Annotated in this window: 29 protein-coding genes; 20 read left to right on the top strand and 9 right to left on the bottom strand. The window is 43.3% G+C overall.

Annotated elements, in window-relative coordinates; genetic code table 11:
• Nucleotides 1-81: 81 nt before the first annotated feature.
• Both IEE83_RS17560 and IEE83_RS17555 read right to left on the bottom strand, forming a co-directional pair.
• Complete coding sequence (locus IEE83_RS17560) at nucleotides 82-771, bottom strand: hypothetical protein (protein WP_194121832.1); 690 nt, start codon at nucleotides 769-771, stop codon at nucleotides 82-84.
• Nucleotides 768-1,280 carry an RNA polymerase sigma factor gene (locus IEE83_RS17555; RefSeq protein ID WP_194121831.1) on the bottom strand — a complete coding sequence of 171 codons (513 nt, stop codon included), beginning with the start codon at nucleotides 1,278-1,280 and terminating at the stop codon, nucleotides 768-770. The genes IEE83_RS17560 and IEE83_RS17555 overlap by 4 nt, the downstream gene beginning before the upstream one ends.
• A gap of 984 nt (nucleotides 1,281-2,264) precedes the next feature.
• Between IEE83_RS17555 and IEE83_RS17550 the strand changes: the two genes are divergently transcribed.
• Together IEE83_RS17550 and IEE83_RS17545 are read left to right on the top strand one after the other, a co-directional pair.
• Nucleotides 2,265-3,722: a S41 family peptidase gene (locus IEE83_RS17550; protein ID WP_194121830.1), complete on the top strand. Its 1,458-nt coding sequence runs from the start codon at nucleotides 2,265-2,267 to the stop codon at nucleotides 3,720-3,722.
• A 145-nt stretch (nucleotides 3,723-3,867) separates the two neighbouring features.
• On the top strand, nucleotides 3,868-4,524 hold the full coding sequence (locus IEE83_RS17545; RefSeq protein ID WP_194121829.1) for a hypothetical protein: 657 nt from the start codon (nucleotides 3,868-3,870) through the stop codon (nucleotides 4,522-4,524).
• Between the two features lie 42 nt (nucleotides 4,525-4,566).
• Here IEE83_RS17545 and IEE83_RS17540 read toward each other — a convergent pair whose 3' ends face one another.
• A complete protein-coding gene (locus tag IEE83_RS17540; protein ID WP_194121828.1) occupies nucleotides 4,567-5,211 on the bottom strand; it encodes a DUF2306 domain-containing protein in 645 nt (214 codons plus the stop codon).
• Between the two features lie 363 nt (nucleotides 5,212-5,574).
• Here IEE83_RS17540 and IEE83_RS17535 point away from each other — a divergent pair, with 363 nt between their 5' ends.
• From IEE83_RS17535 to IEE83_RS17520, 4 genes are all read left to right on the top strand, one after another.
• Nucleotides 5,575-5,883, top strand: coding sequence for a hypothetical protein (locus tag IEE83_RS17535; protein ID WP_194121827.1), 309 nt, complete (start codon nucleotides 5,575-5,577; stop codon nucleotides 5,881-5,883).
• Between the two features lie 308 nt (nucleotides 5,884-6,191).
• A complete protein-coding gene (locus IEE83_RS17530) occupies nucleotides 6,192-6,527 on the top strand; it encodes a hypothetical protein (RefSeq protein WP_194121826.1) in 336 nt (111 codons plus the stop codon).
• Between the two features lie 19 nt (nucleotides 6,528-6,546).
• A complete protein-coding gene (locus IEE83_RS17525) occupies nucleotides 6,547-6,894 on the top strand; it encodes a DUF1330 domain-containing protein (RefSeq protein WP_194121825.1) in 348 nt (115 codons plus the stop codon).
• 15 nt (nucleotides 6,895-6,909) lie between these two features.
• Entirely contained in the window at nucleotides 6,910-7,485 is a 576-nt protein-coding gene (locus IEE83_RS17520) for a Crp/Fnr family transcriptional regulator (protein WP_194121824.1), read from the top strand.
• 315 nt (nucleotides 7,486-7,800) lie between these two features.
• Here IEE83_RS17520 and IEE83_RS17515 read toward each other — a convergent pair whose 3' ends face one another.
• The 3 genes from IEE83_RS17515 to IEE83_RS17500 form a co-directional block, all read right to left on the bottom strand.
• Complete coding sequence (locus IEE83_RS17515; protein WP_194121823.1) at nucleotides 7,801-8,268, bottom strand: DUF1772 domain-containing protein; 468 nt, start codon at nucleotides 8,266-8,268, stop codon at nucleotides 7,801-7,803.
• Between the two features lie 91 nt (nucleotides 8,269-8,359).
• Entirely contained in the window at nucleotides 8,360-8,686 is a 327-nt protein-coding gene (locus IEE83_RS17510; RefSeq protein WP_194121822.1) for a DUF4267 domain-containing protein, read from the bottom strand.
• Between the two features lie 675 nt (nucleotides 8,687-9,361).
• Entirely contained in the window at nucleotides 9,362-10,153 is a 792-nt protein-coding gene (locus IEE83_RS17500; RefSeq protein ID WP_194121821.1) for an SDR family oxidoreductase, read from the bottom strand.
• Between the two features lie 141 nt (nucleotides 10,154-10,294).
• On the opposite strand from IEE83_RS17500, the gene IEE83_RS17495 reads away from it, so the two are divergent.
• The 4 genes from IEE83_RS17495 (at nucleotide 10,295) to IEE83_RS17480 (ending at nucleotide 13,692) form a co-directional block, all read left to right on the top strand.
• The gene (locus tag IEE83_RS17495; RefSeq protein WP_194121820.1) at nucleotides 10,295-10,669 is read left to right on the top strand and encodes a winged helix-turn-helix transcriptional regulator; all 375 of its coding nucleotides are present in this window, start codon (nucleotides 10,295-10,297) and stop codon (nucleotides 10,667-10,669) included.
• Nucleotides 10,670-11,017: 348 nt separating this feature from the next.
• Nucleotides 11,018-12,010, top strand: coding sequence for an SDR family NAD(P)-dependent oxidoreductase (locus tag IEE83_RS17490; protein ID WP_194121819.1), 993 nt, complete (start codon nucleotides 11,018-11,020; stop codon nucleotides 12,008-12,010).
• 23 nt (nucleotides 12,011-12,033) lie between these two features.
• Nucleotides 12,034-12,762, top strand: coding sequence for an SDR family NAD(P)-dependent oxidoreductase (locus tag IEE83_RS17485; RefSeq protein WP_194121818.1), 729 nt, complete (start codon nucleotides 12,034-12,036; stop codon nucleotides 12,760-12,762).
• 117 nt (nucleotides 12,763-12,879) lie between these two features.
• Complete coding sequence (locus tag IEE83_RS17480; RefSeq protein WP_228101853.1) at nucleotides 12,880-13,692, top strand: helix-turn-helix domain-containing protein; 813 nt, start codon at nucleotides 12,880-12,882, stop codon at nucleotides 13,690-13,692.
• Nucleotides 13,693-14,034: 342 nt separating this feature from the next.
• On the opposite strand, the gene IEE83_RS17475 is transcribed toward IEE83_RS17480, so the two are convergent.
• Together IEE83_RS17475 and IEE83_RS17470 are read right to left on the bottom strand one after the other, a co-directional pair.
• Complete coding sequence (locus IEE83_RS17475) at nucleotides 14,035-14,217, bottom strand: NmrA family NAD(P)-binding protein (RefSeq protein ID WP_194121817.1); 183 nt, start codon at nucleotides 14,215-14,217, stop codon at nucleotides 14,035-14,037.
• Nucleotides 14,218-14,249: 32 nt separating this feature from the next.
• Nucleotides 14,250-14,435: a hypothetical protein gene (locus tag IEE83_RS17470; protein WP_194121816.1), complete on the bottom strand. Its 186-nt coding sequence runs from the start codon at nucleotides 14,433-14,435 to the stop codon at nucleotides 14,250-14,252.
• A gap of 25 nt (nucleotides 14,436-14,460) precedes the next feature.
• Between IEE83_RS17470 and IEE83_RS17465 the strand changes: the two genes are divergently transcribed.
• Complete coding sequence (locus tag IEE83_RS17465; RefSeq protein ID WP_194121815.1) at nucleotides 14,461-15,366, top strand: SDR family NAD(P)-dependent oxidoreductase; 906 nt, start codon at nucleotides 14,461-14,463, stop codon at nucleotides 15,364-15,366.
• Nucleotides 15,367-15,392: 26 nt separating this feature from the next.
• On the top strand, nucleotides 15,393-16,196 hold the full coding sequence (locus IEE83_RS17460; RefSeq protein WP_194121814.1) for a helix-turn-helix domain-containing protein: 804 nt from the start codon (nucleotides 15,393-15,395) through the stop codon (nucleotides 16,194-16,196).
• A gap of 426 nt (nucleotides 16,197-16,622) precedes the next feature.
• Here IEE83_RS17460 and IEE83_RS17455 read toward each other — a convergent pair whose 3' ends face one another.
• Entirely contained in the window at nucleotides 16,623-16,775 is a 153-nt protein-coding gene (locus IEE83_RS17455) for an SDR family NAD(P)-dependent oxidoreductase (protein WP_228101852.1), read from the bottom strand.
• 431 nt (nucleotides 16,776-17,206) lie between these two features.
• On the opposite strand from IEE83_RS17455, the gene IEE83_RS17450 reads away from it, so the two are divergent.
• The 8 genes from IEE83_RS17450 (at nucleotide 17,207) to IEE83_RS17415 (ending at nucleotide 23,383) form a co-directional block, all read left to right on the top strand.
• Complete coding sequence (locus IEE83_RS17450; RefSeq protein WP_194121813.1) at nucleotides 17,207-18,229, top strand: sensor histidine kinase; 1,023 nt, start codon at nucleotides 17,207-17,209, stop codon at nucleotides 18,227-18,229.
• Nucleotides 18,226-19,002 (top strand): LytR/AlgR family response regulator transcription factor, encoded by a 777-nt coding sequence (locus tag IEE83_RS17445; RefSeq protein WP_194121812.1) that lies wholly within the window; start codon nucleotides 18,226-18,228, stop codon nucleotides 19,000-19,002. The genes IEE83_RS17450 and IEE83_RS17445 overlap by 4 nt, the downstream gene beginning before the upstream one ends.
• 113 nt (nucleotides 19,003-19,115) lie before the next feature.
• Entirely contained in the window at nucleotides 19,116-19,931 is an 816-nt protein-coding gene (locus tag IEE83_RS17440; protein WP_194121811.1) for a sterol desaturase family protein, read from the top strand.
• Between the two features lie 56 nt (nucleotides 19,932-19,987).
• Nucleotides 19,988-20,242, top strand: coding sequence for a hypothetical protein (locus IEE83_RS17435; protein WP_194121810.1), 255 nt, complete (start codon nucleotides 19,988-19,990; stop codon nucleotides 20,240-20,242).
• A 54-nt stretch (nucleotides 20,243-20,296) separates the two neighbouring features.
• Entirely contained in the window at nucleotides 20,297-20,695 is a 399-nt protein-coding gene (locus tag IEE83_RS17430; RefSeq protein ID WP_194121809.1) for a DUF4890 domain-containing protein, read from the top strand.
• A 37-nt stretch (nucleotides 20,696-20,732) separates the two neighbouring features.
• On the top strand, nucleotides 20,733-21,782 hold the full coding sequence (locus tag IEE83_RS17425) for an alpha/beta hydrolase (RefSeq protein WP_194121808.1): 1,050 nt from the start codon (nucleotides 20,733-20,735) through the stop codon (nucleotides 21,780-21,782).
• Between the two features lie 13 nt (nucleotides 21,783-21,795).
• A complete protein-coding gene (locus IEE83_RS17420; protein WP_194121807.1) occupies nucleotides 21,796-22,863 on the top strand; it encodes a serine hydrolase domain-containing protein in 1,068 nt (355 codons plus the stop codon).
• Between the two features lie 97 nt (nucleotides 22,864-22,960).
• Nucleotides 22,961-23,383, top strand: coding sequence for a DUF3052 domain-containing protein (locus IEE83_RS17415; RefSeq protein WP_194121806.1), 423 nt, complete (start codon nucleotides 22,961-22,963; stop codon nucleotides 23,381-23,383).
• The last annotated feature ends 516 nt before the right edge of the window (nucleotides 23,384-23,899 follow it).

The following is a 23,899-nucleotide window of genomic DNA, read 5'->3' as shown; positions in this document are numbered from 1 at the left end:
GTAACCTCCAGTACCATTGGCAGACTGACTGTATGCAAGACATTGGAGTGATTGATTTTACAGTCAAAGAAAGAGTGAAACCTAGGACTGCGTATGCTGCGATCGTTCTTTGACTGGTGATTTATATTCACTGACGTGGTCCATTAACTCCATTGCAGATACAATAGGTGTCCATTCGTTTCCGGAAAAAAGAAGTCTGAACCAGTTCTTATCCTTGTTCTCATACCGGATATTGACAAAAAACCAGATGCCCAGACAGGTAAAAAATATTGCAATAGTCAAGATCAGGACTAATTGAAAAAATTGCCACTGATAAAACATTTCTGTACTCCACCAGAATGTAGTCCACACGGGTAGCTGCAGAAATAATATGCGCGTAACCCAAATCGTAGAAGATTGTAGTCGCGCTACATCCGCTTGTGTTTCTATGATGCTTCTGCTAATATCCATTTGGTATATAAGTATCAGCTGATATACATAAACCCATAAAGCAATAGCTGTAAGTCCTACCTGAATGGTTGCAGAAAACAGGAAAAACTTGTTGGCCTGAGCGAATGAATACAGATAAATATTTCCTAAAATAAATACACCGAATCCCACCCATATAATCCCTGCCAAAGCAGCAAATATTTTAATGGGCTTGATCGATGAAACAAAATAGTGCACTTTTAAATTTGATATTTCCTGCATATTCCGTCTGTTTTCCTCAAACTGCAATTCTAGCTTTTCGTTTGATAATATCCAGAGATTTTTTATTTCCTGATCGTTCATAGTGATTGCATTTTTTCTGTTAAACGGTGTTTTAATTTATCTTTTATGCGGCTGATTTTTGTTCCCACATTACTTACGGACACACCCACGATTTCTGCAATTTCTGCATGGGATTTTTCTTCAAGATAAAGCAGCATCAAAGCTTTGTCTATTTCCTGTAATTCACTGATAAACTCTTCCAGTTGGCTTAATTGCTGCTCTTGAGAAGTATTGCCAGGTACTACGATTTGAGCGGCCTCTTCATTCAACTGGATATGTTTAGCCCTTCGGACTGCATTTCTCCGATAAAAGGAAATGGCTACATTCAACGCAATACGGTACAGCCAGGTAGAGATTTTGTATTGATTGTCGTATCGGTGCAATGATTGCCATACTTGTATCATTATCTCCTGAAACAGATCTTGCCGGTCAAATTCATTATGACAGTAAACGCGCACAACTTTAAACACGATTCCTCTATGTTGCTCCATAATTTCCTGGAAGTGTTTTCTTTGCCAATCTTCATTCATCGTAATTTAGTTTCGCAGTTCAAAGGTAAAGAAGGATATAATCCTGAATAAGACAAGAATAGCTAGTCATGATGATCACAGGCTGACTACTAAGCCGTTTGTCTTATACAATTATTCGCAGCATGACCGGAAAAATCACAGCAGCCAGTTTTTATTTTTCTAAAAAGGGAGTTTTCATCGGAAGCAAGTAATAAATGGTGAGTGCTAGAATCAATAGCATAAATAGTACGTAGATCCTTTTGATCTGTTTTGTGAACCGTTCAGGCAGATAAATATCAAATTTTGTCCTGTCTAATGCGAAATACCTTCTGGCCTGTATGGTTAGCGGTCAGGTCCAACGGAAAAAGAGTGGAACCAAACCTTTAAGCAGAATGAAGCCAAACAATTGACCACCTCAATTCAGAAATTAAGATCATGTCATTTAGGTCCGCATTAAACAGGCTAAATAGTTGATTAGTTGTTTCTTAGACATGAACGAATACAGTCCATTTATGGTCAAGCCTAGTATAGGAATTGCTCCTTTGTGCCCATTCGTCAACTTGGTAGATCAAACATTGGCTTGATGCCCATGCCGCAGAGATGGGAGGGGGGCGGATACTGGTGGTCTGTAACGATGGAAAGATCATTTACAGTCATGCGGTCAATGAAATGAATAGCAGGCAGCAGACATAATTTTTCTTAGCCTTCTTAGTACAGTGATTTTTGGACTTTGGTCAGTGGGGGATGGTTTAAAAAATTCGGACGGTTTTGCGGGTAGATGTTTTTGAGATTGCTGTTTGGGATCATGCGTGGGGTGCTGATCATTCATTTGCCTGTCTCGATGTAGCAGTTGGTAGAAATAATTCGCGCCACAATCAAAGGGTTCCTTTGGGAGAATATATCGGTAAAAATCGCTTCTCATGCAACGTTTCGGTAAAAATTGCATCCTCTTCATATTGAAACCCCAATGCTTAGGTTGGGATTCTTCAGAAGATATGATTAGCCATGACATTAAATTACCGCAGAATGAAGAGCAGCGTCGGGATTACAAGTTTAAGATTGCTTTTACAGATTATGTTTTTCTTGGTCGTGGCTACAAACATTAGTATGGCCCAGGGGCAGAATCTTCAAAAAAAATATGACCCTCAAAAGCTGAAAGGCGATATTGATTCTCTGGTTAAATTTATAGAGGATACACACCCAGATCCCTATTACCGCTATCCCAAAGATTCGTTTTACATAGCCATCGCTGATGTCAAAGGGCAGATCACCAAGCCTTTATCCATTTTATCTTTTTACCAGCTCATAGAACCTGTACTTGTCAAGCTGCAAGACGGGCATACGGACCTGGCAATGCCCTTATCCGAATTCTATAATCTGTATCCCAACCCGTTCCGCATACCGGTCAGGCTGAAATTCTCAGTTAAAAAGCCTTTTATTTCTTTCCAGGGGCCTATACTGCCTGATCTGGATATTCCCATACCGGTAAATGCAGAGATCTTGTCAATCAATAACATCTCATCTAAAAAAATTGCAGATGATATCATCAACATGACTTGTGGAGAAAGCCAGGAATTTCGTCTTGCCTTTGGGAGCTCATTTCTTCAGTTCCATTTAAAACAATTGTACAACATCGATAGCAGCTACACGATTACATATGCTTCCGGACAGGGAATAAAGAAAATTAAACTGGCTGGTATTAGGGACAAAGCGTTTAACGCGCGCAAGCCAAAGGAAAATAAACCAGCACCTAGTCAGGCACCTTATATTTTGAAACTTTTAGATAGTCTGAATACCGCCATTATCGACTTCCGAAGTTTTGAAGACAAGCCCTCTTTTCTACTTTTTGCAGATTCGACATTTTCTTTACTTAAAGAACAAAAAGTTGATAAACTTATCATTGATTTAAGGTCCAACCTGGGGGGAGACTCGGAAATCGGCGATGAATTTTTACAATATTTTGTCCGATCTGACTTCAATCAATATACCAAAGTGGTTACCAAGTATAGCCGTCTGCAAAAAGAGAGGTATAAAAACAACGCAAATACAGATCGCAACAGCAGTGCTTATAGTAAAATGATCAGTAAAGAAAATGGCAGTATCGAAGTGGAAGAATATCCACTTATCAAAAGGAAAGAACTTGCCAACCGGTTTGATGGCCAGCTATATGTACTCACGAGCCCTTTTACTTTTTCATCCGCTGCTGATTTTACCCAGGCGATTCATCATTACAAACTTGGGAAAGTAGTCGGGCAGGAGACAGGCGGATTGATTGTAAGCTTCGGAGATATCATCACCACGCATCTACCGGCGACCAACATGGAACTGACCATATCGCACAATTTATATTATAACATGGGCGCTAAAGAGACTGATTTCAGGGGGGTGATTCCGGATCATCCCGTAGAATACCCGGACGCTTTAAAGTTTACCCTGGATTTAATAAAAAGCAGCATACCGTAAAAAATAACTAATCACCTGTTTGTTTGACTTTTCTTACAACTTTTAGCATTTATCTGTACAATCTTAAAAACTGAACAGCATAGTTTTATTAAGTAAGTTCTCTACTTTTGTATGTCACCAAATGATTACTAAACCTTTAATACACATGAGCATGATAAACAAGTACGTTGACAGTTTTTTCAACAGAATACTAATCATGGGTCTATTCTTCCCAATGCTTTTTTCTTCTTGCTTCAAGTCTGTAAAGGTGGAACCGGAAGAAATGCCTCCGGCAGAATATGTTATTCAGGACATTTCCTATTTTATGGATAAGAACGATAAGATTGACACAGCAAAAGTCGTGTTAAAAGACACCACTTTTTATAATCCCGGCAGTGTTTTAAATGTGCAGAAGTTTACGGGAGATCTTAATGACCTAAACAAAACATCACGTTTCCAGCTAACAAACCCGGATGCCCTACCCAAAGATGTAAAACTGGATGACTTGTCTGTAAGTGTTCCTCAAAACTGGGATTCGGGTAGTTATTTTGATCTGTTTCCTGAAAAATTTCCGTTAAACCAGCAGGTGAACCAGAAACCTTACAATTTAGTATCAAGCAGTACGGAGAACATGGCGGTCAACGTTCCCCCACGATCCAGGATTGTTGTCAATTACAGTATTCAGGCCTTTTATATGACCTGTTCTTTTAGCGCTGTTTTACAAAATAAAACTACCGGACAGCGTTATCCGCTCACGGGTAGCTGGAAAGGGCTTTTGCGTTACGACAATGCACAAACTAAATTAACAGAACAGCCGCTGTAACATCGTAGGATTTATAAAAAAAGTCCTGTGTGCAAAATTTCCTTATACAAACTCGTTCCCAGAATTCTTCATATTTCGGGTTAACATATACGCAACCAAAATATTGGGGATCCAGCACAGCCATGCCACCACAACATAGGCTTTGATAAAATCACCATAAATGAAAATCAGCAAGGGCAGCCAGATACGCAGTGTTACGGCAGCAAAACATGCTGCGTAGCTGTAAACCATGAACCGTTGGTGCCGGATAACCCGGCCATTTACAATACTGGTGTATCCGATTATTGTGCTGGTAAACCAAACAATGGCAAGGCAAAGAAATCCCGTAACAGCGATTACGCCGCCTTCTGCATGAAGGGCCAGATACGAACCGGAAACTGAACTGCAAAGAGCAAGGAACAGGTACAGCTTTCCAAGGTTACGGTGCATGGCAGGGTTAGCTATTCTGATCCTTTGATTAAACTGAACCCAGCCGAACAGCAGGGCCAGCCCGCCGGCAGTAATATGCGTGTAGAAAGACGAGCTCCATAGCATGCTTGTTAATAATGCACTGTTTTTACTGCCCAATAGCCCAAAGTTATCCTGTAAAAAATAGAATAGGGGATAAAGCCCGATGAAAACAGCCAGTATGGCAAGCACAGTCTTTAAGATTTTATTACGTAGTGAAGAAGTAGATTTTTGTGGCATGGATACAGTTTTCGTATATGACGCTTTTGTGGGTATTTTGGTTGCATCTTTCAGAAAGATCTAGAATTCGGAATCATTGACTCCTGCAATTCAGATTAAACTGATGATACTGTTTCAGACAAAATTGACCAGGATATCCCCTTTGATCACTGGAAGTTAGTGACAAGACCAGGAGACGAAGACGGTAATGATTTTGCCACAGCACTGGGTGGTCAAGCGAACCGAATTCTTTAGTACAATTGTATCACCCTTTTGGATTGATCCAACTGAAATCTTCCGCTTAAGGTAGGGCTCCGCTAAGCTTACTCGGACTCGAAAACGAATATCTTTAGAAGTATTAATGATGATCTAGGATTGTTGAATTTGAAAAGGATCGCCAGAAAAGAGAATAACAACAACCGAAATAAATCTCAGAGCGAAGCAGAGAGCTATTTCATATTTTACAGTATGCGTGATGGTCATACGCGCGATGACTCACAAGCAAATAAGAATATCGGGATTTCCTTTAATCAATATGAAAGTGTATTGAGCGCAGTACAACAAGCCCTTTTTTGGACTCATTCTTATCTTATTACCATGCGGCATTTTGCGTTTGCCATCCTTGGAAAACAGAGTTTTGCCATGATGAGCGCAATATGCTCTCTGATGCGGTTTTTGCCTGTCTGCGCGTAACGCTTGGTAGTGTGGTTGCTTTTTTGCCTTGGCAAACGAAATAAAATCTAGAACAGCTATTACGAATGGACTGATACTTTAAAAAGTCTTCTTGAAAGGCCAATGAAACTGTCTGGTAATTGTATGGTCCCTGCCAGCAAAGCGGGGTTGATCATTGCTGGTCTTCTGCTGTGAATTCAAAAAATCATGGTTATAAAAGTTGATGGATTTGTGCGGGCTGCTACGAATGCTATTTAAAATCATCAACTAGTTGAACTTTTTTGCGGCGCGCGCCGGCGATCTTTGCTATATGCAAAAGATAAAAAATATTGAAGAATCGATCCTCTCTTACACAAATGCCTGGAAGAAACGGAACGCGAAGTGATCAAAGAAAACATCAGCCGCTGCCGGGCGCCGGAAGCTACCTATATAGACCGCCTGACCGGTACGATCACAGGGCAGGATGCCATACTGACCTGATCATCAGCTCGTATGAGAAGAAGGGGCCGCGATCCTTTGCGGAGCTTAGCCAGCCGGAAACGAATCGTAGCAACGGTTGTTTACGCTGGCTGGCCATTGGTCCACAGGGTTACCCGGTTATAGGTATGGACTATTTTGAGCTTGACAGCGATCACCGCATTACAGGCATTGTTGGCTTTTTTTAATCACTATAAAACTAATATTATGAAATTACCTGAATTTGAAGAAGTAGAAGGTCCTGTACTGATGCTCAACATGTTGAAATTTAAAGACCGGGAATATTATTTCGAAACATATCTCCCGGCGTTTCGCCAGGTTACAGAAAAGCTAGGCATTACGGACGTAAAAGCCAGACTGGTATGCAATGTGGTAGCAAACGTAATTGCGCCGGAAAACGAAGCCTGGGATGCCATCTTACTGGTTGAATACCCTAGCGCCAAGGCATTTAAAACAATTGCGGAAAGCGATGCCTACCGCGAGATTGCCGATCCGCACCGACTGGCAGCAACAGCTGACCTGCATTTGTATATGACCACGCCGTTTGAGCTATAATGCTTATCTTGGCCTATGAACCGATTGATCCTGTCAAATTTTGCCATGCACATAGCGCTTTCTTCTGGTGAACAGCAGAAAGTGCTTGCGTTATTACAGCAGAAAATGGTGGACAAACGCACTTTCCTGGTGCAAGCCGGAAAAGTTGACCGGTATATATATTTTGTAAACCGGGGATGCCTGCGCATGTATAATACCGACAAGGAAGGCATGGAGCACAACATCTGCTTTTATCCCGAAAACTGGTGGGCCTGTGATATCGTGAGTTTCTTCAAAGAGAAGCCGGCCGTTAATACCATACAGGCACTTGAAGACAGCGAGGTATACTATATGTCATTATCCCGACTGGAAGAACTGTTTCTTGAAATACCAAAATTCGAACGTTTCTTCCGTATCCTCACACAAAACGGCTTTGACCTGTACCAGAAGCGCATCTCATCCAATCTATCCAAAACGGCACAGGAACGCTACCTCGAGTTCAGAAAACTTTACCCGGGACTGGAAAGCCGCATCGCACAAAAACACGTTGCTACCTACCTTGGCATCACGCCGGCTTATCTGAGCATGATGAGAAAAGAAAAGCAGTTATGATCAGAAATTTCTGCCATTCTCTATGTATTTATTGTTTTCTCTAGTCTGTAAATTTTACAACTGCATCCCAAAATAAAAGCCGGCCAACAAATGTTTGATGAGCGAATTGTGAATTTTGCCAACTCTTTTAATAAACAGTTCAAAATCTGATACATTTCTCTTATTTGCTACCTGTCGATACACAGGATCATAACATCTTTTACAGTTGCCTTAACTAAGAAGCGGAATAAAATATGTTTCCAGACTGCGAATCATCTGCCGGCAATAAGCTGATTATTTTAAAGGGGCAATTCGAAACCTTCATGGTTGCATTAACTAAAGATAGTTGATCATTATCAGGGCCGTAATCGCAACAAGCAGTAGAGCAGCACGCAGATTGATCACTTTGTCCCAACGTTGCTGCAGCTGTCTGATGTTAGCTATTATCCTGCCAAACCTTACACCTTGCACCATAATGTTATTGATTGGTTTGGAAACGGCAAAGTAAATACCCAGATGAACCAGTAGGGCTGTAAATGATACAGCTGCTAATTGCCCGTTCAGCGTATATATGTCATGCAATATAACCTGTAAGAGTGTAGTGACAATGGCTGTAATACCGATTACCGGCATCCGGGCGTCGGCTACTTCATGGAAATGGCCCATCAGATCGGCAAGGGAAGGGTCCTTGCTTTTTGCAGCAGCTTTTTTGCCAACCAAAGCAAAGAACACGTCGGTTCCGAATACAACGGCAGTAGCGACTATGGACGTGCCGTTTAACAGATGAATCAATGCGTTGTTCATGATTTTGGTTTTTTGATTTTTCTTTGAATAATAATATGGTGAGAATCATTTATACTACCCTTAGGCCGTGGATGAATTTATGCCTGAGGTCTTACGCACCATTGACGGCAAGCACAGTAAAACAATCGGATACTCGGATAACAGTAGCTTTGCCGAATGCAGAAGCAGTAGCGCGCGGCTGCCTGCGGATAAGGCATATAAGCACCACTAAACCCGGAAATATGTCCCTGATACCTTTGATCCGGCTATATGCCAAGGCTTCATTTGCGCGCGCGAAAGGAATTTCGAATCCTTCAGCACCCGTGTCCGGTGCCAGTATAAACCTGATACCAAGGAAAATAACCCCGCATGCTACCAGAGCAGCAAGCCAGTAAGAGGCGGAAGGTGGCCCCCAGAAATAGATGGATGGTGTTTTCATTTGCTTAATTGTTTTGTTAAGCAAATGTCGGTTGCCGGAATCTGCTGTCCGTTCACCCAGGTTAATTAATGCGGATTAGCTATCCTTTTCCGGATTCGGGAAATCGATTGTGGCTTAATGCCTACATAGGAGGTTTCTGTGAGAACTATCCGATTTACTGGCTGTGGAGCTTGCCTGAAAGTTTGAGCGATAGGATTGTTGTCGTGATCTTTTTGTGCGAAGCCTTTTTCTTTTCGGATTGTATGGTTTCCATGGCTGCATAATGTGACTCCCTTTACCTACTTTTCTTGTTGTTATGCGCTGAAAAGGGAACGGCTAAAATTAGCCATTCCCAATTATCCGGTAACTTTCAGTGACTGTATCAGTCCATCAGCTATCTTTAAATGATAGGTTAATACAATAGGGCTTCCTTCAAAATTTCCCGAAGTTTCTGCCATTGGAAGGCTTTCCGTCTCTTTTTCTTCAAAGCCGACAGGCTTTATTGTCGCCTTGTACCGCTCGTTAGAATCCGCTATCCAACGCTCTATTTCTTTTCTTCCGTTGTGCGTTTGCCCTTCATCAAACTACGGCAGCTTCGGAAAAACAATTTGCATAGGCAACACTATCAAAGCTGTTTTGCGTTGCGACTAATTCGGCTACTACTTTCGGTAAGTTCATTTTTTTGTTTTTAAGTGATTAAATAGTGGGTACAGTTCCGCCGTCAATGACATATTCTGTCCCTGTCAGATAGCTTGCTCTTGGCGAAACCAAAAAGCCGACAAATTCTGCAACTTCTTCTGGTTGGGCAGGTCTTCCGAACGGTATTCCACCCAATGCATCCATTACACTTTGCAGCGCTTCTTCCACTGTACTGTTCGCGTTTCTTGCAATTTCGCCCAGCCATGCCTCGGATGCTGTGGTATTAATCCAGCCTGGCGAAACAGCCAGCACACGAACACCTTTTGGCGTCACTTCATTTGATAAGCTTTTGCTGTAGTTTCTCAGTGCTGCTTTTGCAGCTGCGTAAGGCAAGGTGGATTCATAGAGAGGCAGTTTGCCCTGGATAGAAGCGATGTGAATGATCACACCACTTTTTCGATCGATCATTTGTGGTAAAAATCCTCTGTCCAACCGAACCGGAGCGAGCAAATTAGCTTGCAGCGTTAATACCCAATCTTCATCACTCAATACAGAAAATCCACCTGCGGGTGTTGATGAACCTCCAAGATTATTTATGAGAATATCCAGCCTTCCATAAGCGGATAGCACCTCGCTTACAACCTTTTGTGATCCCTCCGCCACACTTAAATCAGCTGAAATAAAATGCAACTTTTCGTTTGCCTCTTCCGGCGCGTTCCTTGCGGTAATAATTACAGTTGCACCAGCTTGCAAAAGCCTTTCTGCAATTGCTCTTCCGGCTCCTTTTGTACCCCCGGTCACCAGGGCAATTTTACCTGATAATTCATTGTTGAAATTAAACTGATCCATTGTATTGTCCTTTGCTTAAAAATGAATGATAGGACAAAATTGGTGTGTAAATAAAATTCAGACAAGTACGGAATTACGATTCATATAGGGATAAATTAATCCCCTATTGCACTAACTAATACATACGCTTAACTTTGAAATATGTATGAGAGAAAGACAACACCAAACCTGAATTGCGGACTTGACCTGATCGGTGAAGTGCTTTACGGCAAATGGAAAATCCGTTTGCTTTGGTTTATCCATACCGGTCATAAGCGCCCAAGCGAATTGCAGCGCAAAATACCTGACGCTTCACGCAGGGTTTTGAATATTCAGTTAAAAGAACTGGAAGAACACGAACTGGTTACAAAAATAATTTACCCGGTTGTACCGCCGAAAGTAGAATACAGCCTTACCGATTTTGGTAAAACTGTAATCCCGGTGATTGCCACATTAGGTCAGTGGGGCGATGAGCACGAAGACCGTCTGCGCGATGTGATTATAAGGCAAGCCGTTTTATCATCAGACAATAAGTAACCAAATTCTTTGCTGACAAATTAAGGTGACACTTCCTTTACTTATAATGATCTTGCCGCTCACCACGCAAGTCGGATCATGCATAAACATATTCAGGTCGACTATAATTTCTTAATCAGACCTGTCGCTGCCAGGAAAGCACTGGCAAACAGCAATCTCCAGCTCCGGCGAACGGTTATTTAACCTCCTGAACCGGTTTCTCGCTACATAGAATGTTCTTGATCTACCTGCTAATGTATGAATGGTTGGCAATAGAACTGGCCTTTTGAACAAACCAACTTAGGCCTTTTAAACAAAGTCATTCGTTTTGAGCCCTGCTACCTTTGTTCCAACAAAACAATTAAAAAAATGGAACAGAACAATTATCAGGGAGCTTTACAGCAACCAGCAGGCTCCGGCTTCAACGCAAAATCAACGGCTAGCGATGTAATCAACGGCATTGACCTTACAGGAAAAATCGCTATTGTAACCGGCGGCAATACAGGCATTGGCCTGGAAACAACGAAAGTACTGGCAGCAGCGGGTGCAACGGTCGTAGTGCCTGCAAGGGATATAGAAAAGGCCGAGAAAAATCTGCGGGGTATTCACAACGTGGAAATATTGCCGATGGATTTAATGAATCCTGCATCCATTGATGCATTTGCCAACAGCTTTTTGGCATCGGGCAGACCGCTGCATTTACTCATCAATAACGCAGGCATTATGTGGGTGCCGCTCCGCCGGGACGAGCGCGGCATCGAATCGCAGCTGGCTACCAATTACCTGGCACAGTTTCAACTTGCCGCAAGGTTGTGGCCTGCACTTAAAAAAGCCAATGGAGCCAGGGTGATCAATGTGTCTTCTCATGGGCACCATTTTGCTCCGGTTAGCTTCGAAGACCCTAATTTCCTGCGTAGGGAATACGAAACATTACTGGGCTATGGCCAGTCCAAAACCGCTGTCAATCTTTTTTCAATGGAATTGGACAACCAGGCCCGCAGCAGTAAGGTGAGGGTTTATTCGGTGCACCCCGGTTCTATTGGCGGAACGGAACTGGGACGGGAAGCGCCGTTAGAGCTGTTTCAGAAAATGGGTTTCGTGGATGCAGGCGGCCATTTGCTGCCCGAAGTTGCCGCCGCACTAAAGACAATTCCGCAAGGTGCTGCCACCACGGTCTGGTGTGCCACTTCCGCCTTACTAGACAACATTGGTGGTGTATATTGTGAGGATGCAGACATCGCAGTCCTGAGTACGGACATTACCAACTCCAAAGGCGTAAACCCTTATTCGCTGGATGAAGCCAGCGCGAAAAAGCTCTGGACGATTACTGAGGAAATGACAGGGATCAAGTTCACACTATAACATCTCAATCGCATATCAAAAAAATGAAAGATTTAAATAATAAAGTCGCTGTCATCACAGGTGGTAACAGCGGTAGAGGCTACGCCACCGCAAAAAGGCTCAAAGCAAGCGGTGTAAATGTAATCATCACCGGCAGAAGAAAGGACGCTGTGGAAAAGGCAGCCGCAGAACTCCGGGTAACCGGGCTGGTGGCGGATCAAAGCAAATTACCGGATATTGAGCATCTTGTTCGCCAGGTTAAAGAACAATTTGGCAAGGTTGATACCCTACTTGTCAATGCAGGTATCACCAAATTCTCAACGATAGAAGACATTGAAGAAAGCCAGTTTGATCAAATAATGAATGTCAATTTCAAGGGTGCGTATTTTACGCTGAGCCGGTTTATTCCGCTACTCAACCAGGGAGCTTCCGTGATCATGCTCTCCTTGGCATCGGCCACCATATCCCCGCAAAGCGCTTCTGTTTATGCAGCTAGTAAATCAGCGATCAATGCGGTGGTAAAAATAGCGGCGCTGGAACTTGCAGCCAGGAAAATCCGCGTAAATGCTGTAAGCCCCGGTCCGGTGGCCACAGAAATTATGAATAAGATCGGGCTGGATGAAACGCTGGAACATCAGTTGGTACAAAGTATTCCTGCCGGAAGAATGGGGAAAGCCGAAGAAGTGGCCAGTATGGTCCAATACCTGGCGAGCGAGGAAGCGTCGTTTTTAACAGGTGCAAACTTTTTGGTAGATGGCGGGCAATCAGTTTAACCGCTCTGGGGGAGAATAATCACGGTTCTCTTCCCTTTCTCAGAAAATGGCCTTTTCAACAAAGTGAAATGTAAACTATGCGCTATCTTTGGTTTACTGATTTCCTTAAAATATAAAATGATGGAATACAAGGCACGGTATATTACCGATGACATAAAGCTGTCGAGCTATGAGGACAAATTTTTTAAGTCTGATATTATGTTTGACCAGCACATGCTGGTATGGTTCCTTTCGGGTGAAACCAAGATCGTACAGGCCGATGCCACTTACTTTTTCAGGAAAGGCGATATTTTCCTGATCCCGCGAAATCAGCTGGCGACCATTATTAACTATCCGAAAGACGGGCAGCCACATAAAACCGTAGTGATGCACCTGTCGGTGGACAGGCTCAGAAGTTTTTACAGCGGCAAGAATGTAAAACACAAGCCTTTGCAATCGCCCAAAATTTACAGCTTCAGCAATCACCCGCTACTGGAAAGCTGTCTGGCATCACTCATCCCTTATTTTGATATGAAGGATATACCAGAGCACATTGCTTCTCTTAAAATAACCGAAGCGATCAGCATCCTCAGGACACTCGATAAGGACATTGATGATGTGCTTGCCAATTTTGAGGAACCTGGCAAAATAAACCTGGTGAACTACATGGAAAGGAACTTTATGTTCAATCTGCCCATGGAAAAATTTGGCTATCTCACCGGAAGGAGCCTTACCACCTTTAAGCGGGATTTTAAAAAGGCTTTCAGCACCACGCCACAACGTTGGCTAACACAAAAACGGCTGGAGCTGGCGCATTATCAGCTTACCGAAAAGGGGAAAAAGCCATTGGATGTATGCTATGAAGTAGGTTTTGAAAACCTGTCGCATTTTTCGTTCGCTTTTAAAAAACAGTTCGGGATCGCACCCAGCCAATTGGCTATTTCTGAATGATCAGCCACGGTAGCTCAGGATTGACACTCGGTCAAAGTCCATTGCGCGTTGCCAGAAAATGCTGATCTGGTGCTATCACTTCGGAAATTTTTTAACCAATGATGCTTCAATAGTCGAAGATTCCGATCTTACCGCAGCCTTTCAGCTTTCAGTTGAGCGGATGGCTCAATTCGAGCGGTGGCAGGCTGGTCTTCGTTTCATTTTGCTCAAAGACTGCAGGTGTTCAAATTCCAGCTGGCTGGCGATCTCACTGATGGTAAGGTTGATAGTGGACAGCTTTTCCCCGGCCATCTTGATCAGTTTATGATGCAGATGTTGCTTCATATTTTGCCCCGTCAGCGTTTAAAGGATAAAATAACCCGCCGTCACAACCTTAACACCTTTGGCTTCCAGTTCTTCGGAACGTTCATCAATGCTGTGCACCATTGCCCTGACAGGATGATCCGTTTTAATAAGTTCGTTTATGGCACAGCCACCGCTCTTGGCTGTGCCGCCGGTAATTAATACTTTAGTGGGCTTTTCCATTTTAAGTATCTTGTTGTTTGACCTCAAATGGTTTAAGCAAGGGTAGATGCGTCCTGCACAGTCGCTCCGAGGCGAATTTCAGAACTACTGTCACTTTTTTGCCCGTTAGCGGCAGCTCTGGCAGACCCTACGTTGCAAACAGACATCCAGACTTTTGGACTTCCCACGACAATAACTTTGGACTTTTCAAGAAAGCTGGCTGAAAATTTTATGTTCAACTTTGCTGCGTAAAATTTTTAGACAATGGAAAATAAAAAAGCATACATCATCACCGGACCAACATCCGGTATCGGCTATGAAACAGCATTAGACCTTGCCAAAAATGGCACGGTTATTCTTGTCGGGCGAAATAAAGAAAAGCTTCAACAAGTTGAAAAAACGATAAAGCAGAATGGACAAAATGCAGTTTCCGTAGTATGCGACATTTCAGATATTACAAGTGTAAGAGCTGCAGCACAGCAAATAATTGAACTTAATCTTTCAATAGCGGGGCTGCTTAACAACGCAGGAATTATGCCGTCAAAAGCAACAAAAAGTAAGCAAGGTTTTGATATGACTTATGCTACCAATCATCTCGGGGCATTTGCATTAACCGAAGCACTTACACCTCATCTTGTTGATGGTGCAAATGTTGTCTTTATTGCTTCTGCGATTGAAGACCCTGAACGCAAACCTGCAAAAGCAATGGGTATGAAAGGCGGTCGTTATATTTCTGCTGAGGCAAGTGCCAAAGGTGAATGGAAAGAAGGCGGAGCTAAAATGCCTGGCATAGACGCCTACGCCACCTCAAAGCAATGCATTCTTGCCTCTGCTATGGCTTTTGCAAGAGAAACACCAAGATTACATTTCAACGCAGTGGAACCCGGAATAACCCGGGGAACAAATCTTGGTGGCGAAAGCACCAATGCCGTTGTCCGTTTCATATTCGGACATCTGATGGCAATACTTCCGCCTTTTTCCAAATACAGCAGCACACCTAAAAAAGCGGCAAAAGTTATTACAGGAATTTTGACGGACACTTCGGGTAAGACGGGTGTTTATTTTGACGAGAAAGGACAACCGATGCAAGGTTCAGCGCAGGTGAGAGATACAAATTTTCAGGACCGGATTGTCAGTGAAACAAGAGCCTTATTAGCGAAAGTGAAATAAAGTATGAGTAAATTCGGCACGGCAAAATGAAAGATAATACAACACATATGCACTATGTCGGGAAAGAAATTTCACCTGAACAATTTATTGCAGAGCATACATTTGTTTATGTTATAAAAGGAATCATGAATGTCTATGACGGAAACAAACAAATAACACTAAAATCAGGCGACTGCTGCATTGCACGAAAAAACAGGTTGGCACGCTATAACAAGGAAAAAGTTGACAACGAACTTGAAAAAGTGTTTGTATTTTTTGATGAGGCGTTTCTTAAACAATTTCAGCGGCGGTATAAAACAGAAACAACAAAATTTAAATCAGCCGAAACACTAATACCAGTAAGCAAGAATGATTTACTTCCAAATTTTATTCAGTCTTTACTTCCGTATTACCATCACGCAAAAATCAAAGATGCTTTTGCTGACGTGAAACGTGAAGAACTATTGCTTATTTTACTGCAACAACAACCCGGATTAGCAGGCTTGCTTTTTGATTACGGTATTCCTCAAAAAATTAACATTGAGGAATTTATGAACCGGAATTTCAAATTCAATGTAAGTGTTGCACGTTTTGCCTTTTTGACAGGGCGAAGTTTGTCGGCTTTTAAAAGAGATTTCAAAGAAAAGTTTAACGATTCACCAAATCATTGGCTTGTGAAGAAACGTTTACAGGAAGCCCATTTCCTTATTGACAAAAAGGACAAAAAGCCGGCAGAAATTTATCTTGATTTAGGCTTTGAAGCGCTGCCTCATTTTTCATTCGCTTTCAAAAAACAATTCGGGCTGACGCCAACCGAACTTACAGAACGAAAAACGAAGACCAGCCGCTAACACGGGGGTTTATGCAAGTTGGGTATGACAAATAAACATCAGCTGATTGCAAAGCCGGGCATTGGTTCGGGGCTTGACAAACAATGTTCAGCATTAGTTTAACTTCAACAAAATATTTTCAATCAGCAGCAGCCCGGGCAGTGTAATGCTATTTTTCCAACCTGCAAAAGGCCCTGTTCGCTACCTGCATTCATTCGAAAGGCGCTTCAAGCTGTGCTAAAATTACCTACGGTTGATGCCTGGCATTTTAATGCGCCAGCAAGGAAACGATACAAAAAAGTGAGGCACCTGTTAATGCCTCACTGATGATGCAAAAAAAGCTAACCGATTTTTTAAGGTCGTAGATTCAATTTTACCTGCGGAAACGGCTCAAATCACTTACTTACACGGCTCAATCAACGATTGGAAATTCAGTTGGATTGTGAATCAAGCAGGGTTTACGCTGTGTGTTTTTAAATCCTGCATTTTCTTTAATCTGCGTGCTGCTCCGTAAACGTTGTAGCCGTTTTGAACCAAATAAAGTGCTGTTGCTTTTCCAATTCCTGCCGAAGCACCCGTTACTAAAATTGTCGTTGTCATTATTTCATTATTTAAATTATCAATTGTTCAAAGTTGGTTCAATAAAAAATGGAGTTATTTGTCATTTGGCAAAAAATGAGCTTTGCGTAGTGGGTTAGCCTGGATTTATTGTCTCTTAAAATGTTTCTGTACCAACGTCTTTTTATTTTTTCTGCGTCAGTTAGTTGGGCGTCTGCTAGCCGGGTTGTACTGTTCTGCCCTTGCAACCAATGGTATCGGGGGGAGTGGGACTTTCAGTATGACACTTGATACGAACCCGCATGGATCCAGATTTGTATAAATTTAATAAACCGAAGAAATTCCGTTCCCGTGATGAAAGTTTCGCTTAATCTGGTATTAACTCACCTCCGAACTTCTCCATTTCACCCCCTGATTTATTTCGCTGACATTGGAGGCAGCCCTATAAATTTAAATTTTCAGTAAGTTTAACGATGGATAAAAATGAGCAACGTATTTGCTGGTACAGTTCCCTGCTGATCGCCCTGATGGTGAACTCTCCAAAACTTTTAGCTTTGCGTGAAAATGGGCTTATGGCCCGGTACTGGCATTTTAATCCCTATGAACTTTTATTCCAGTTTGCATTTAGCCTGACTTTCTGCGGACTGCTTTTCACCATTAACCTCTTCAGGGGAGGATGGCTGTCATCGTACCGGGAAAAAGAACGGTATTTACCTTACGCTGTTTTCAACATCCTAGTTTTCTTTGGTTTATTGATGACCGGTGCGGTATTACGCCGTTTGTTTTTCCCCAATCTGCCATCGACGCGCCTGGTATTCTCGGGCTCATTGTTCCGACTGGGCTTGAGCACCATATTAACGGGGATCATCATCAAGATCGTTTTGCTGATACGCAATTCCAGCAGCATGGCAGCCGAAAACCAGCAACTGAAAAATGCTTATCTGGCCTCGGAGCTGCAATTACTAAAAGAGCAGATGAACCCGCATTTCCTGTTCAATTCCCTGAGCAGCCTTTCAGCGGTAGTGCGTGAAAATCCCCAGCAGGCTCAAAAATACATCCGAGATATGTCTGCTGTTTTTCGTTATGCATTGGTAGGATCTCATACGGATCTGGTCACGCTTTCCAATGAGCTGACAATGCTCGGATCGTTTGCAAAACTGATTTCCATGCGGTTGGAAGATGCATTTGAGCTAAAAATCAATATTGCAGATGCGCACCTGCCTATTAAAATCCCTCACTTATCTTTACAGCCACTGCTTGAAAATGCAGTCAAACATAATGCCGCCACAGCGGAAAGGCCATTACAGGTAACGATTGAGGCAAAGGACGACCAACTTATATTCAGTAACAGCCTTTGGGAAATACCGACGCCGGAAGCAAGCAATGGAATGGGTCTGGCCAACCTGAACGAACGTTTCAGGATCCTGTTGCACCAGGAAATTGAGATCAGCCGGTCTGAAACACACTTTATCGTGAAACTCCCTTTACAACAATGACAGTTATCCGTATTATAGTGGTAGAAGACGAAGCCGCAACGGCCCGCAGCCTGATCCATATTTTAAATGAATCAGGAGAAAACCTCACCATAGTTAAAACACTGAGCTCCGTATCCGGTGCTGTTACCTGGTTCAATGATAATCTTGGTTCATATGACCTGATTTTTATGGATATCCGCCTGGCAGACGGTCTTTCTTTTGATATTTTCAAACAGACAGCCATATCCCGGCCGGTTATTTTTGTGACTGCTTTCAATGATTACGCGATCTCGGCCTTCAAGAACAACGGGATCGACTATATTCTCAAACCATTTGACCCCGATGAGATCAGAAATGCGCTGGACAAATATAAAAACTGGACGGGTGCTGCTGAAAGGCCTGGCGGACCGGCGCTGGCTGATCTATTGGCACAACTTGGCAACCTGACCAGGTCTTATAAAAAATCCTTCCTGGTGCACTACCGGGATAAACTGATCCCATTGGAAACAGCTAAAATAGCCTGGTTCTATACGGCCAATGAAGTGGTTCATCTGCGCACGACCGATGACAAACAATATGTGTTAGAGTCAACCATGGAACAGTTGGAACAGCAACTCGATCCGGTATTATTTCTCAGGGTAAGCCGCCAGTTTATTCTCAATCGTAACGCTGTCATCGAGGCCGAATTTTATTTCAACGGGCGTTTACTTGTCAAGATAAAACCACAGCCGCACGAGCATGTTATTATCAGTAAAGCTAAATCCGCTGAATTTAAAAAATGGATGAACAGCTAGATCAGTTCACCCCTTGTTTTTTCCATTTCACCGGGTTTACCAGGGTCTGAAATCTTCTTTTGGGTCAATTTTGTATCAAACCATTTGGCCGGTACAAAACAAAAAACCAGGAAATGAAAAACCACATCGGACCTTACCGGATCTATCTATTATTGTTTGTAGCGGGACTTATCTCTGCGGAGATCATCTGGAGCTGGAAAAAAGGCAAAGGCGTGTATCATTTAAAAGAGACATTTTCTAGCCTGGCAGTCTTTGCAGGTTTCCAATTCTTTAAATACCTGTTCGCCGGTTATCAGTTGGCCCTGCTTGGCTTTTTTTCTGGTCATTCTCCATTTAAGCTGCCGCATAACGGATGGGTCTTACTGCTCACTTTTATCACGGCTGATTTTATTTATTATTGGTTCCACCGCATATCACATCTTTGGAAACCCTTATGGGCCTTTCATATGGTCCATCACTCGGCGATGCGCATGAACCTGACTGCTGCTTACCGGCTTAACTGGTTCTCAGCGCTTGTCAGCCCCTTGTTTCTTATTCCGGCAGCACCATTGGGTATGCCGCCTGATTTTATTGTGATCTGCTACGCACTCAATCTTGCCTACCAGTTCCTTTTGCATACCGAAGCTGTCGGCAGGCTTGGCCGCATTGAAAAGGTAATGGATACACCCTCGGCACACCGCGTACACCATGGCCGTAATCCCCTTTATATTGATAAGAATTTTGGAGGTGTCCTCATTATCGGGGACAGGCTATTTGGTACCTACCAGCCGGAAACCGAGAAAGTGGTTTACGGCCTTACGACCGGCTTTTTAAGCCACAATCCATTCAGGCTGGTCTTGCAGGGCTTTATCGATTTGTTTAAACCGGCCAGTTCAAAAAGCCATGCGGTCTGTTCACCCCCAGTATTCGACGCTTCACCGGAAAAATGAAAACCTGGCCGCAAAAACACGGTCGTACTTATAAATATCATCTTAAATTATACAGTATGAAAAAGGTCATTTTAATCATTTGCCTCCTCGCCACTGGCATTGTAAATGCAAAAGCGCAAACACCTGTCATTGTAAGAAGACCTGTGGGTCGTGTAGTAGTGGCTCCGGCCCGGCCAGTTATTGTAAGCCCGGTAAGACGCGTAATAGTAAGGCCAGCTGTTGTTTTGCGGCCAGCAGTCACCTTTGTACGGCCGGCAGCACGCAGGCGCGTAGCGGTCGTTCACCCGTTGACCAGATGCGGGCATTTATAGGTCCATCCAAAGAGCAGTAGTATTCAATCATCAAAAAAAACAAATCCAACAAATATGAAAAGTAGCAACCCCACAAAAGGCATAGCCGTGACACTTACCTTGTTGTTTATGCTGTATGGTCAGGTGGTTATGGCACAGAACGCTTCCGCAATGCAGGATAGGACGCCGCAGGAAAGGGCAAAATTCCAAACGGAAATGATGAAAAATAAGCTTGATCTGGATTCTGTACAGCTAAACCAAGTTAAAGCCATTAATCTGAAATACGCATTGAAGAATGAGCCGGTCATTAAAAGTAGCGACAGTAAGTTTTCTAAGTTCAGACAGATCAGGTCATCGCAAAAAGAGAAACAGGCAGAGCTGAAAAAGGTCCTTAACACCGAACAGTTCAAACAATACCAGGCTTTCCAAGATGAAATGAAGGCACAACTGAAAGAAAAGAGGAAAAACCGGTAATTTGAATAAACCAGAAATAGATCATCAATAAAAGAAAATGAAGACGATATTATTCAGCTTGTGCCTGCTGGCCTTGATCTTGCCAGGTTGTTCCAAAAGTACAGATTCGCCTCCGGTAGATATAGCCATTGATGAGCTGGCAGGGCCGATTTTCCGTCCGTCATCAGGATATGGTGCCGATGGTGCTTACGCGGTATCAGAGATTGAGTTTCCCAACACCGAATATCCGGGCACCAATGTTACCGTATTTTACCCATCAGGTATCACCTCACCCAGGCCGACGATCTTCTATTCGCATCCTTATGGCGGCGAGAGCAAAGAATATAACAGGGGGCTCTTCGAGTTCATTGCCCAAAAGGGTTATGTGGTTGTATTCGTTCCCTATGCTACCAATGACAGCAGCATAGACCACCGTTACACCACTTTATGGACTGGCTTCACAAAGGCTGCGGCCGATTCTCCCGGTATTATCGATACCCGGAAAGTGGGCTTCATGGGACACTCCTTCGGTGGAGGCGCTTCGATCGGCTTGGCTTATAAAGCTTTCAGTGAAAAGGGCTGGGGAAAAGACGGGCGCTTCGTTTTTACAATGGCACCCTGGTACAGTTATCAGATCACGCCCGCCCAGCTCGCCAGCTTTCCGGCCAATACGAAAATGATCACCCAGGTCTATGATGAAGATGTTTATAACGATCACAGAATGGCCATCGATATCTTTAAGAACATCAATATTTCCAATGCTGAGAAGGACTACTATTACCTGAAATCCTCAACCGTAGCTGGCTATAAATATGCCACGGACCATACGCTCCCCAACACCCGTACCGCCTACGATGCCTATGACTATTATGGGGTTTACCGTTTGCTGGATGCGCTGATTGATTACAGTTTTAATAACAACGCGGCGGGAAAAGATGTGGCGCTGGGAAATGGCTCAGCCCAGCAGGTCACTATGCCTGGGTATAAGGGCGAATTTATGGCTCCATTGGAAGTAACCGATGCGCCAGTGGCCAAATACAACCAGGATAAATATCAATTCAGGTGCGGTAGTGTGTTATACAATCCAAGAATAGCCCACTGCGAATAACCTCTTAAACAAGATGATGAAAAAGATCGTATTATTGATGATGGTTCTGCTTTTAATCAGCGGTGCCTATGCCCAGCGGCCGTTTTTGAAGGTAGATCATTGGCTTGATGCCCATGCCGCAGAGATGGGTGGGAGGCTGATACTGGTGGTCTGTAAAGATGGAAAGATCATTTACAGTCATGCGGTCAATGAAATGAATGGCAGACAGCAGGCACTCGTCAGGCTGTTGTCAGAACGGAAAGGGGAGGAGCCCGATTTGGGGAACTATACCGAAACGACAAAACAACCCGTTGCCAGCTGCAGCAAATGGTTGAGTGCAGCGCTTGTGATGACATTTGTAGATAACGGCAAAATTCAACTTACCGATACAGTCGGTAAATTCCTGCCGGTACTTTCCAAAAACGGAAAAGGCAGTATTACGATCGGGGATTGCCTGTCTCATACGACCGGGATTCTCTCGCCGGATTTAAAAGACGACCTGACAGCAAAGCGGAAAGCCAATAATATGGATGAGGTGATCAGCCAGATCGCAGCCTACCCCATGGAAGGGCCTTCAGGAACAGTCTTTCGTTACAGCAATACCGGTCTTCAAATTGCCGGTGCAGTGCTCGAAAAGATTAGCGGTAAGCGTTTTGAAACCTTGTTTGCCGAGCGGATCGCCGGGCCGCTGGGAATGAAAAACACCGATTTTGGACATGGCGTAGTAGCCTTGCCCGCAGGCGGGGCGCTGAGCACACCCGAAGATTACATCCACTTTCTGACCATGATTTTAAACAAGGGTATCTTTGATGGGAAGAGGATTTTAACGGAGAAAAGTATAGCCGCGATGCAGGTAAATAGGGTGACGCCCGATGTAAGAGTTGCCTATACACCTGCGGAAGCAACAGGTTCAGGGTATGGTTACGGGGAGTGGGTTATGGGCAGTGGAACGGTGAGTAGCCCGGGACTTTTTGGCAGCTACCCCTGGGTCGATAACAACAAGGGATACTGCGCATTTTTGATGGCCTTTAATCTGAAATCTGACGGGCGGCAGGCCAAATATGGCGAGCTGAGAAAACTTGTGGAGGCTCAGATTAGATAGTTTCGAATATTGGTATTCTAATGGCTTCAATCTTGAATTTGTATCCAGAATTATAATTAATTGTATGTTTCATACCAAATTGGCTAGTTTTAATTAAATGATAAACACAGCAGGATACTCGGCAAAGCCATTGGCTAAAAAATTGGGAATCAGGGAAGGATTCGTAATACGCCTGGTGAATCCACCAGCATATTATTTTGATCTGTTTGAGGATATGCCCCTCAATATCCAGATATTTGATGACAGGGCGACAGCTAAGAACCTCATTCATTATTTCACACAACTTGCAGATGATCTTCGCAGGGATATGCCCCTATTAAAGGAGGAAATCGAGGCCAACGGCATGATATGGATCTCATGGCCTAAAAAAGCATCAAAGATTACGACTGATATTACCGAAGATGTGGTGCGGGCCCTGGCCCTAAGCAATGGTCTTGTTGACATCAAAGTTTGTGCGATAGACGAAATCTGGTCCGGCCTTAAACTGGTAATACCTGTAAAAGATAGACTCAAAAAATAAGGAAAAATTGTCCCCAAAACACTGTAATGGACTTATCCGGTGTAGGCCATTAATTCACCTTTAACTACCCAAGTGTTTTTTCTCCCGTAAGGAATCACCTTCAAGCTCAATACGGTGTGAAAAAAACAATTCAATTTGCTATAACTACTTGCTGATCAATTAGATGGGTGGTTTAATTATTGTCCTTATGTGGTAAACCGGCGAGGTTGGCTATGCTGCCCGACCTGTATTTACTAAACTTACATCCTTTGCATAAACCCGAATGCAACCATTTGCGCGGGAAATGTTTTGGAAGGTTCGGTTAGTTAGACTGCTTTTTCGTTTCAGCGAATCTCATTCTTCGGATCATAAAAGTCTTCCTGTGCATATACATTGAAAGAAAGCAAAATGATGATAGCAATCAGTGTATTTTTCATGGGCAGAACTCTCTAAAAGATTATTTTTGACAACAATTGCAAAATTATTATACCATTGCCCACAAATGCTTCCTAATGGTTCAAAAGGCATCTCATAGTG

Origin of the sequence: Dyadobacter subterraneus, from assembly GCF_015221875.1 — a bacterium.
Taxonomy (GTDB): Bacteria; Bacteroidota; Bacteroidia; order Cytophagales; family Spirosomataceae; genus Dyadobacter; species Dyadobacter subterraneus.
The sequence above is the reverse complement of the archived record's forward strand: the minus strand, read 5'-3'. Positions and strand labels throughout refer to the sequence as shown.

Excerpts from the sequence above, each read along its gene's own strand:
- IEE83_RS17440 (WP_194121811.1), top strand. The coding sequence starts at position 19,116 with ATGAAAAACCACATCGGACCTTACCGGATCTATCTATTATTGTTTGTA.
- IEE83_RS17420 (WP_194121807.1), top strand. The coding sequence starts at position 21,796 with ATGATGAAAAAGATCGTATTATTGATGATGGTTCTGCTTTTAATCAGC.
- IEE83_RS17500 (WP_194121821.1), bottom strand. The coding sequence starts at position 10,153 with ATGGATCAGTTTAATTTCAACAATGAATTATCAGGTAAAATTGCCCTG.
- IEE83_RS17545 (WP_194121829.1), top strand. The coding sequence starts at position 3,868 with ATGAGCATGATAAACAAGTACGTTGACAGTTTTTTCAACAGAATACTA.
- IEE83_RS17490 (WP_194121819.1), top strand. The coding sequence starts at position 11,018 with ATGGAACAGAACAATTATCAGGGAGCTTTACAGCAACCAGCAGGCTCC.
- IEE83_RS17525 (WP_194121825.1), top strand. The coding sequence starts at position 6,547 with ATGAAATTACCTGAATTTGAAGAAGTAGAAGGTCCTGTACTGATGCTC.
- IEE83_RS17425 (WP_194121808.1), top strand. The coding sequence starts at position 20,733 with ATGAAGACGATATTATTCAGCTTGTGCCTGCTGGCCTTGATCTTGCCA.
- IEE83_RS17540 (WP_194121828.1), bottom strand. The coding sequence starts at position 5,211 with ATGCCACAAAAATCTACTTCTTCACTACGTAATAAAATCTTAAAGACT.
- IEE83_RS17555 (WP_194121831.1), bottom strand. The coding sequence starts at position 1,280 with ATGAATGAAGATTGGCAAAGAAAACACTTCCAGGAAATTATGGAGCAA.
- IEE83_RS17560 (WP_194121832.1), bottom strand. The coding sequence starts at position 771 with ATGAACGATCAGGAAATAAAAAATCTCTGGATATTATCAAACGAAAAG.
- IEE83_RS17445 (WP_194121812.1), top strand. The coding sequence starts at position 18,226 with ATGACAGTTATCCGTATTATAGTGGTAGAAGACGAAGCCGCAACGGCC.
- IEE83_RS17495 (WP_194121820.1), top strand. The coding sequence starts at position 10,295 with ATGTATGAGAGAAAGACAACACCAAACCTGAATTGCGGACTTGACCTG.
- IEE83_RS17430 (WP_194121809.1), top strand. The coding sequence starts at position 20,297 with ATGAAAAGTAGCAACCCCACAAAAGGCATAGCCGTGACACTTACCTTG.
- IEE83_RS17435 (WP_194121810.1), top strand. The coding sequence starts at position 19,988 with ATGAAAAAGGTCATTTTAATCATTTGCCTCCTCGCCACTGGCATTGTA.
- IEE83_RS17465 (WP_194121815.1), top strand. The coding sequence starts at position 14,461 with ATGGAAAATAAAAAAGCATACATCATCACCGGACCAACATCCGGTATC.
- IEE83_RS17460 (WP_194121814.1), top strand. The coding sequence starts at position 15,393 with ATGAAAGATAATACAACACATATGCACTATGTCGGGAAAGAAATTTCA.
- IEE83_RS17475 (WP_194121817.1), bottom strand. The coding sequence starts at position 14,217 with ATGGAAAAGCCCACTAAAGTATTAATTACCGGCGGCACAGCCAAGAGC.
- IEE83_RS17515 (WP_194121823.1), bottom strand. The coding sequence starts at position 8,268 with ATGAACAACGCATTGATTCATCTGTTAAACGGCACGTCCATAGTCGCT.
- IEE83_RS17450 (WP_194121813.1), top strand. The coding sequence starts at position 17,207 with ATGGATAAAAATGAGCAACGTATTTGCTGGTACAGTTCCCTGCTGATC.
- IEE83_RS17415 (WP_194121806.1), top strand. The coding sequence starts at position 22,961 with ATGATAAACACAGCAGGATACTCGGCAAAGCCATTGGCTAAAAAATTG.
- IEE83_RS17550 (WP_194121830.1), top strand. The coding sequence starts at position 2,265 with ATGACATTAAATTACCGCAGAATGAAGAGCAGCGTCGGGATTACAAGT.
- IEE83_RS17455 (WP_228101852.1), bottom strand. The coding sequence starts at position 16,775 with ATGACAACGACAATTTTAGTAACGGGTGCTTCGGCAGGAATTGGAAAA.
- IEE83_RS17510 (WP_194121822.1), bottom strand. The coding sequence starts at position 8,686 with ATGAAAACACCATCCATCTATTTCTGGGGGCCACCTTCCGCCTCTTAC.
- IEE83_RS17520 (WP_194121824.1), top strand. The coding sequence starts at position 6,910 with ATGAACCGATTGATCCTGTCAAATTTTGCCATGCACATAGCGCTTTCT.
- IEE83_RS17480 (WP_228101853.1), top strand. The coding sequence starts at position 12,880 with ATGATGGAATACAAGGCACGGTATATTACCGATGACATAAAGCTGTCG.
- IEE83_RS17485 (WP_194121818.1), top strand. The coding sequence starts at position 12,034 with ATGAAAGATTTAAATAATAAAGTCGCTGTCATCACAGGTGGTAACAGC.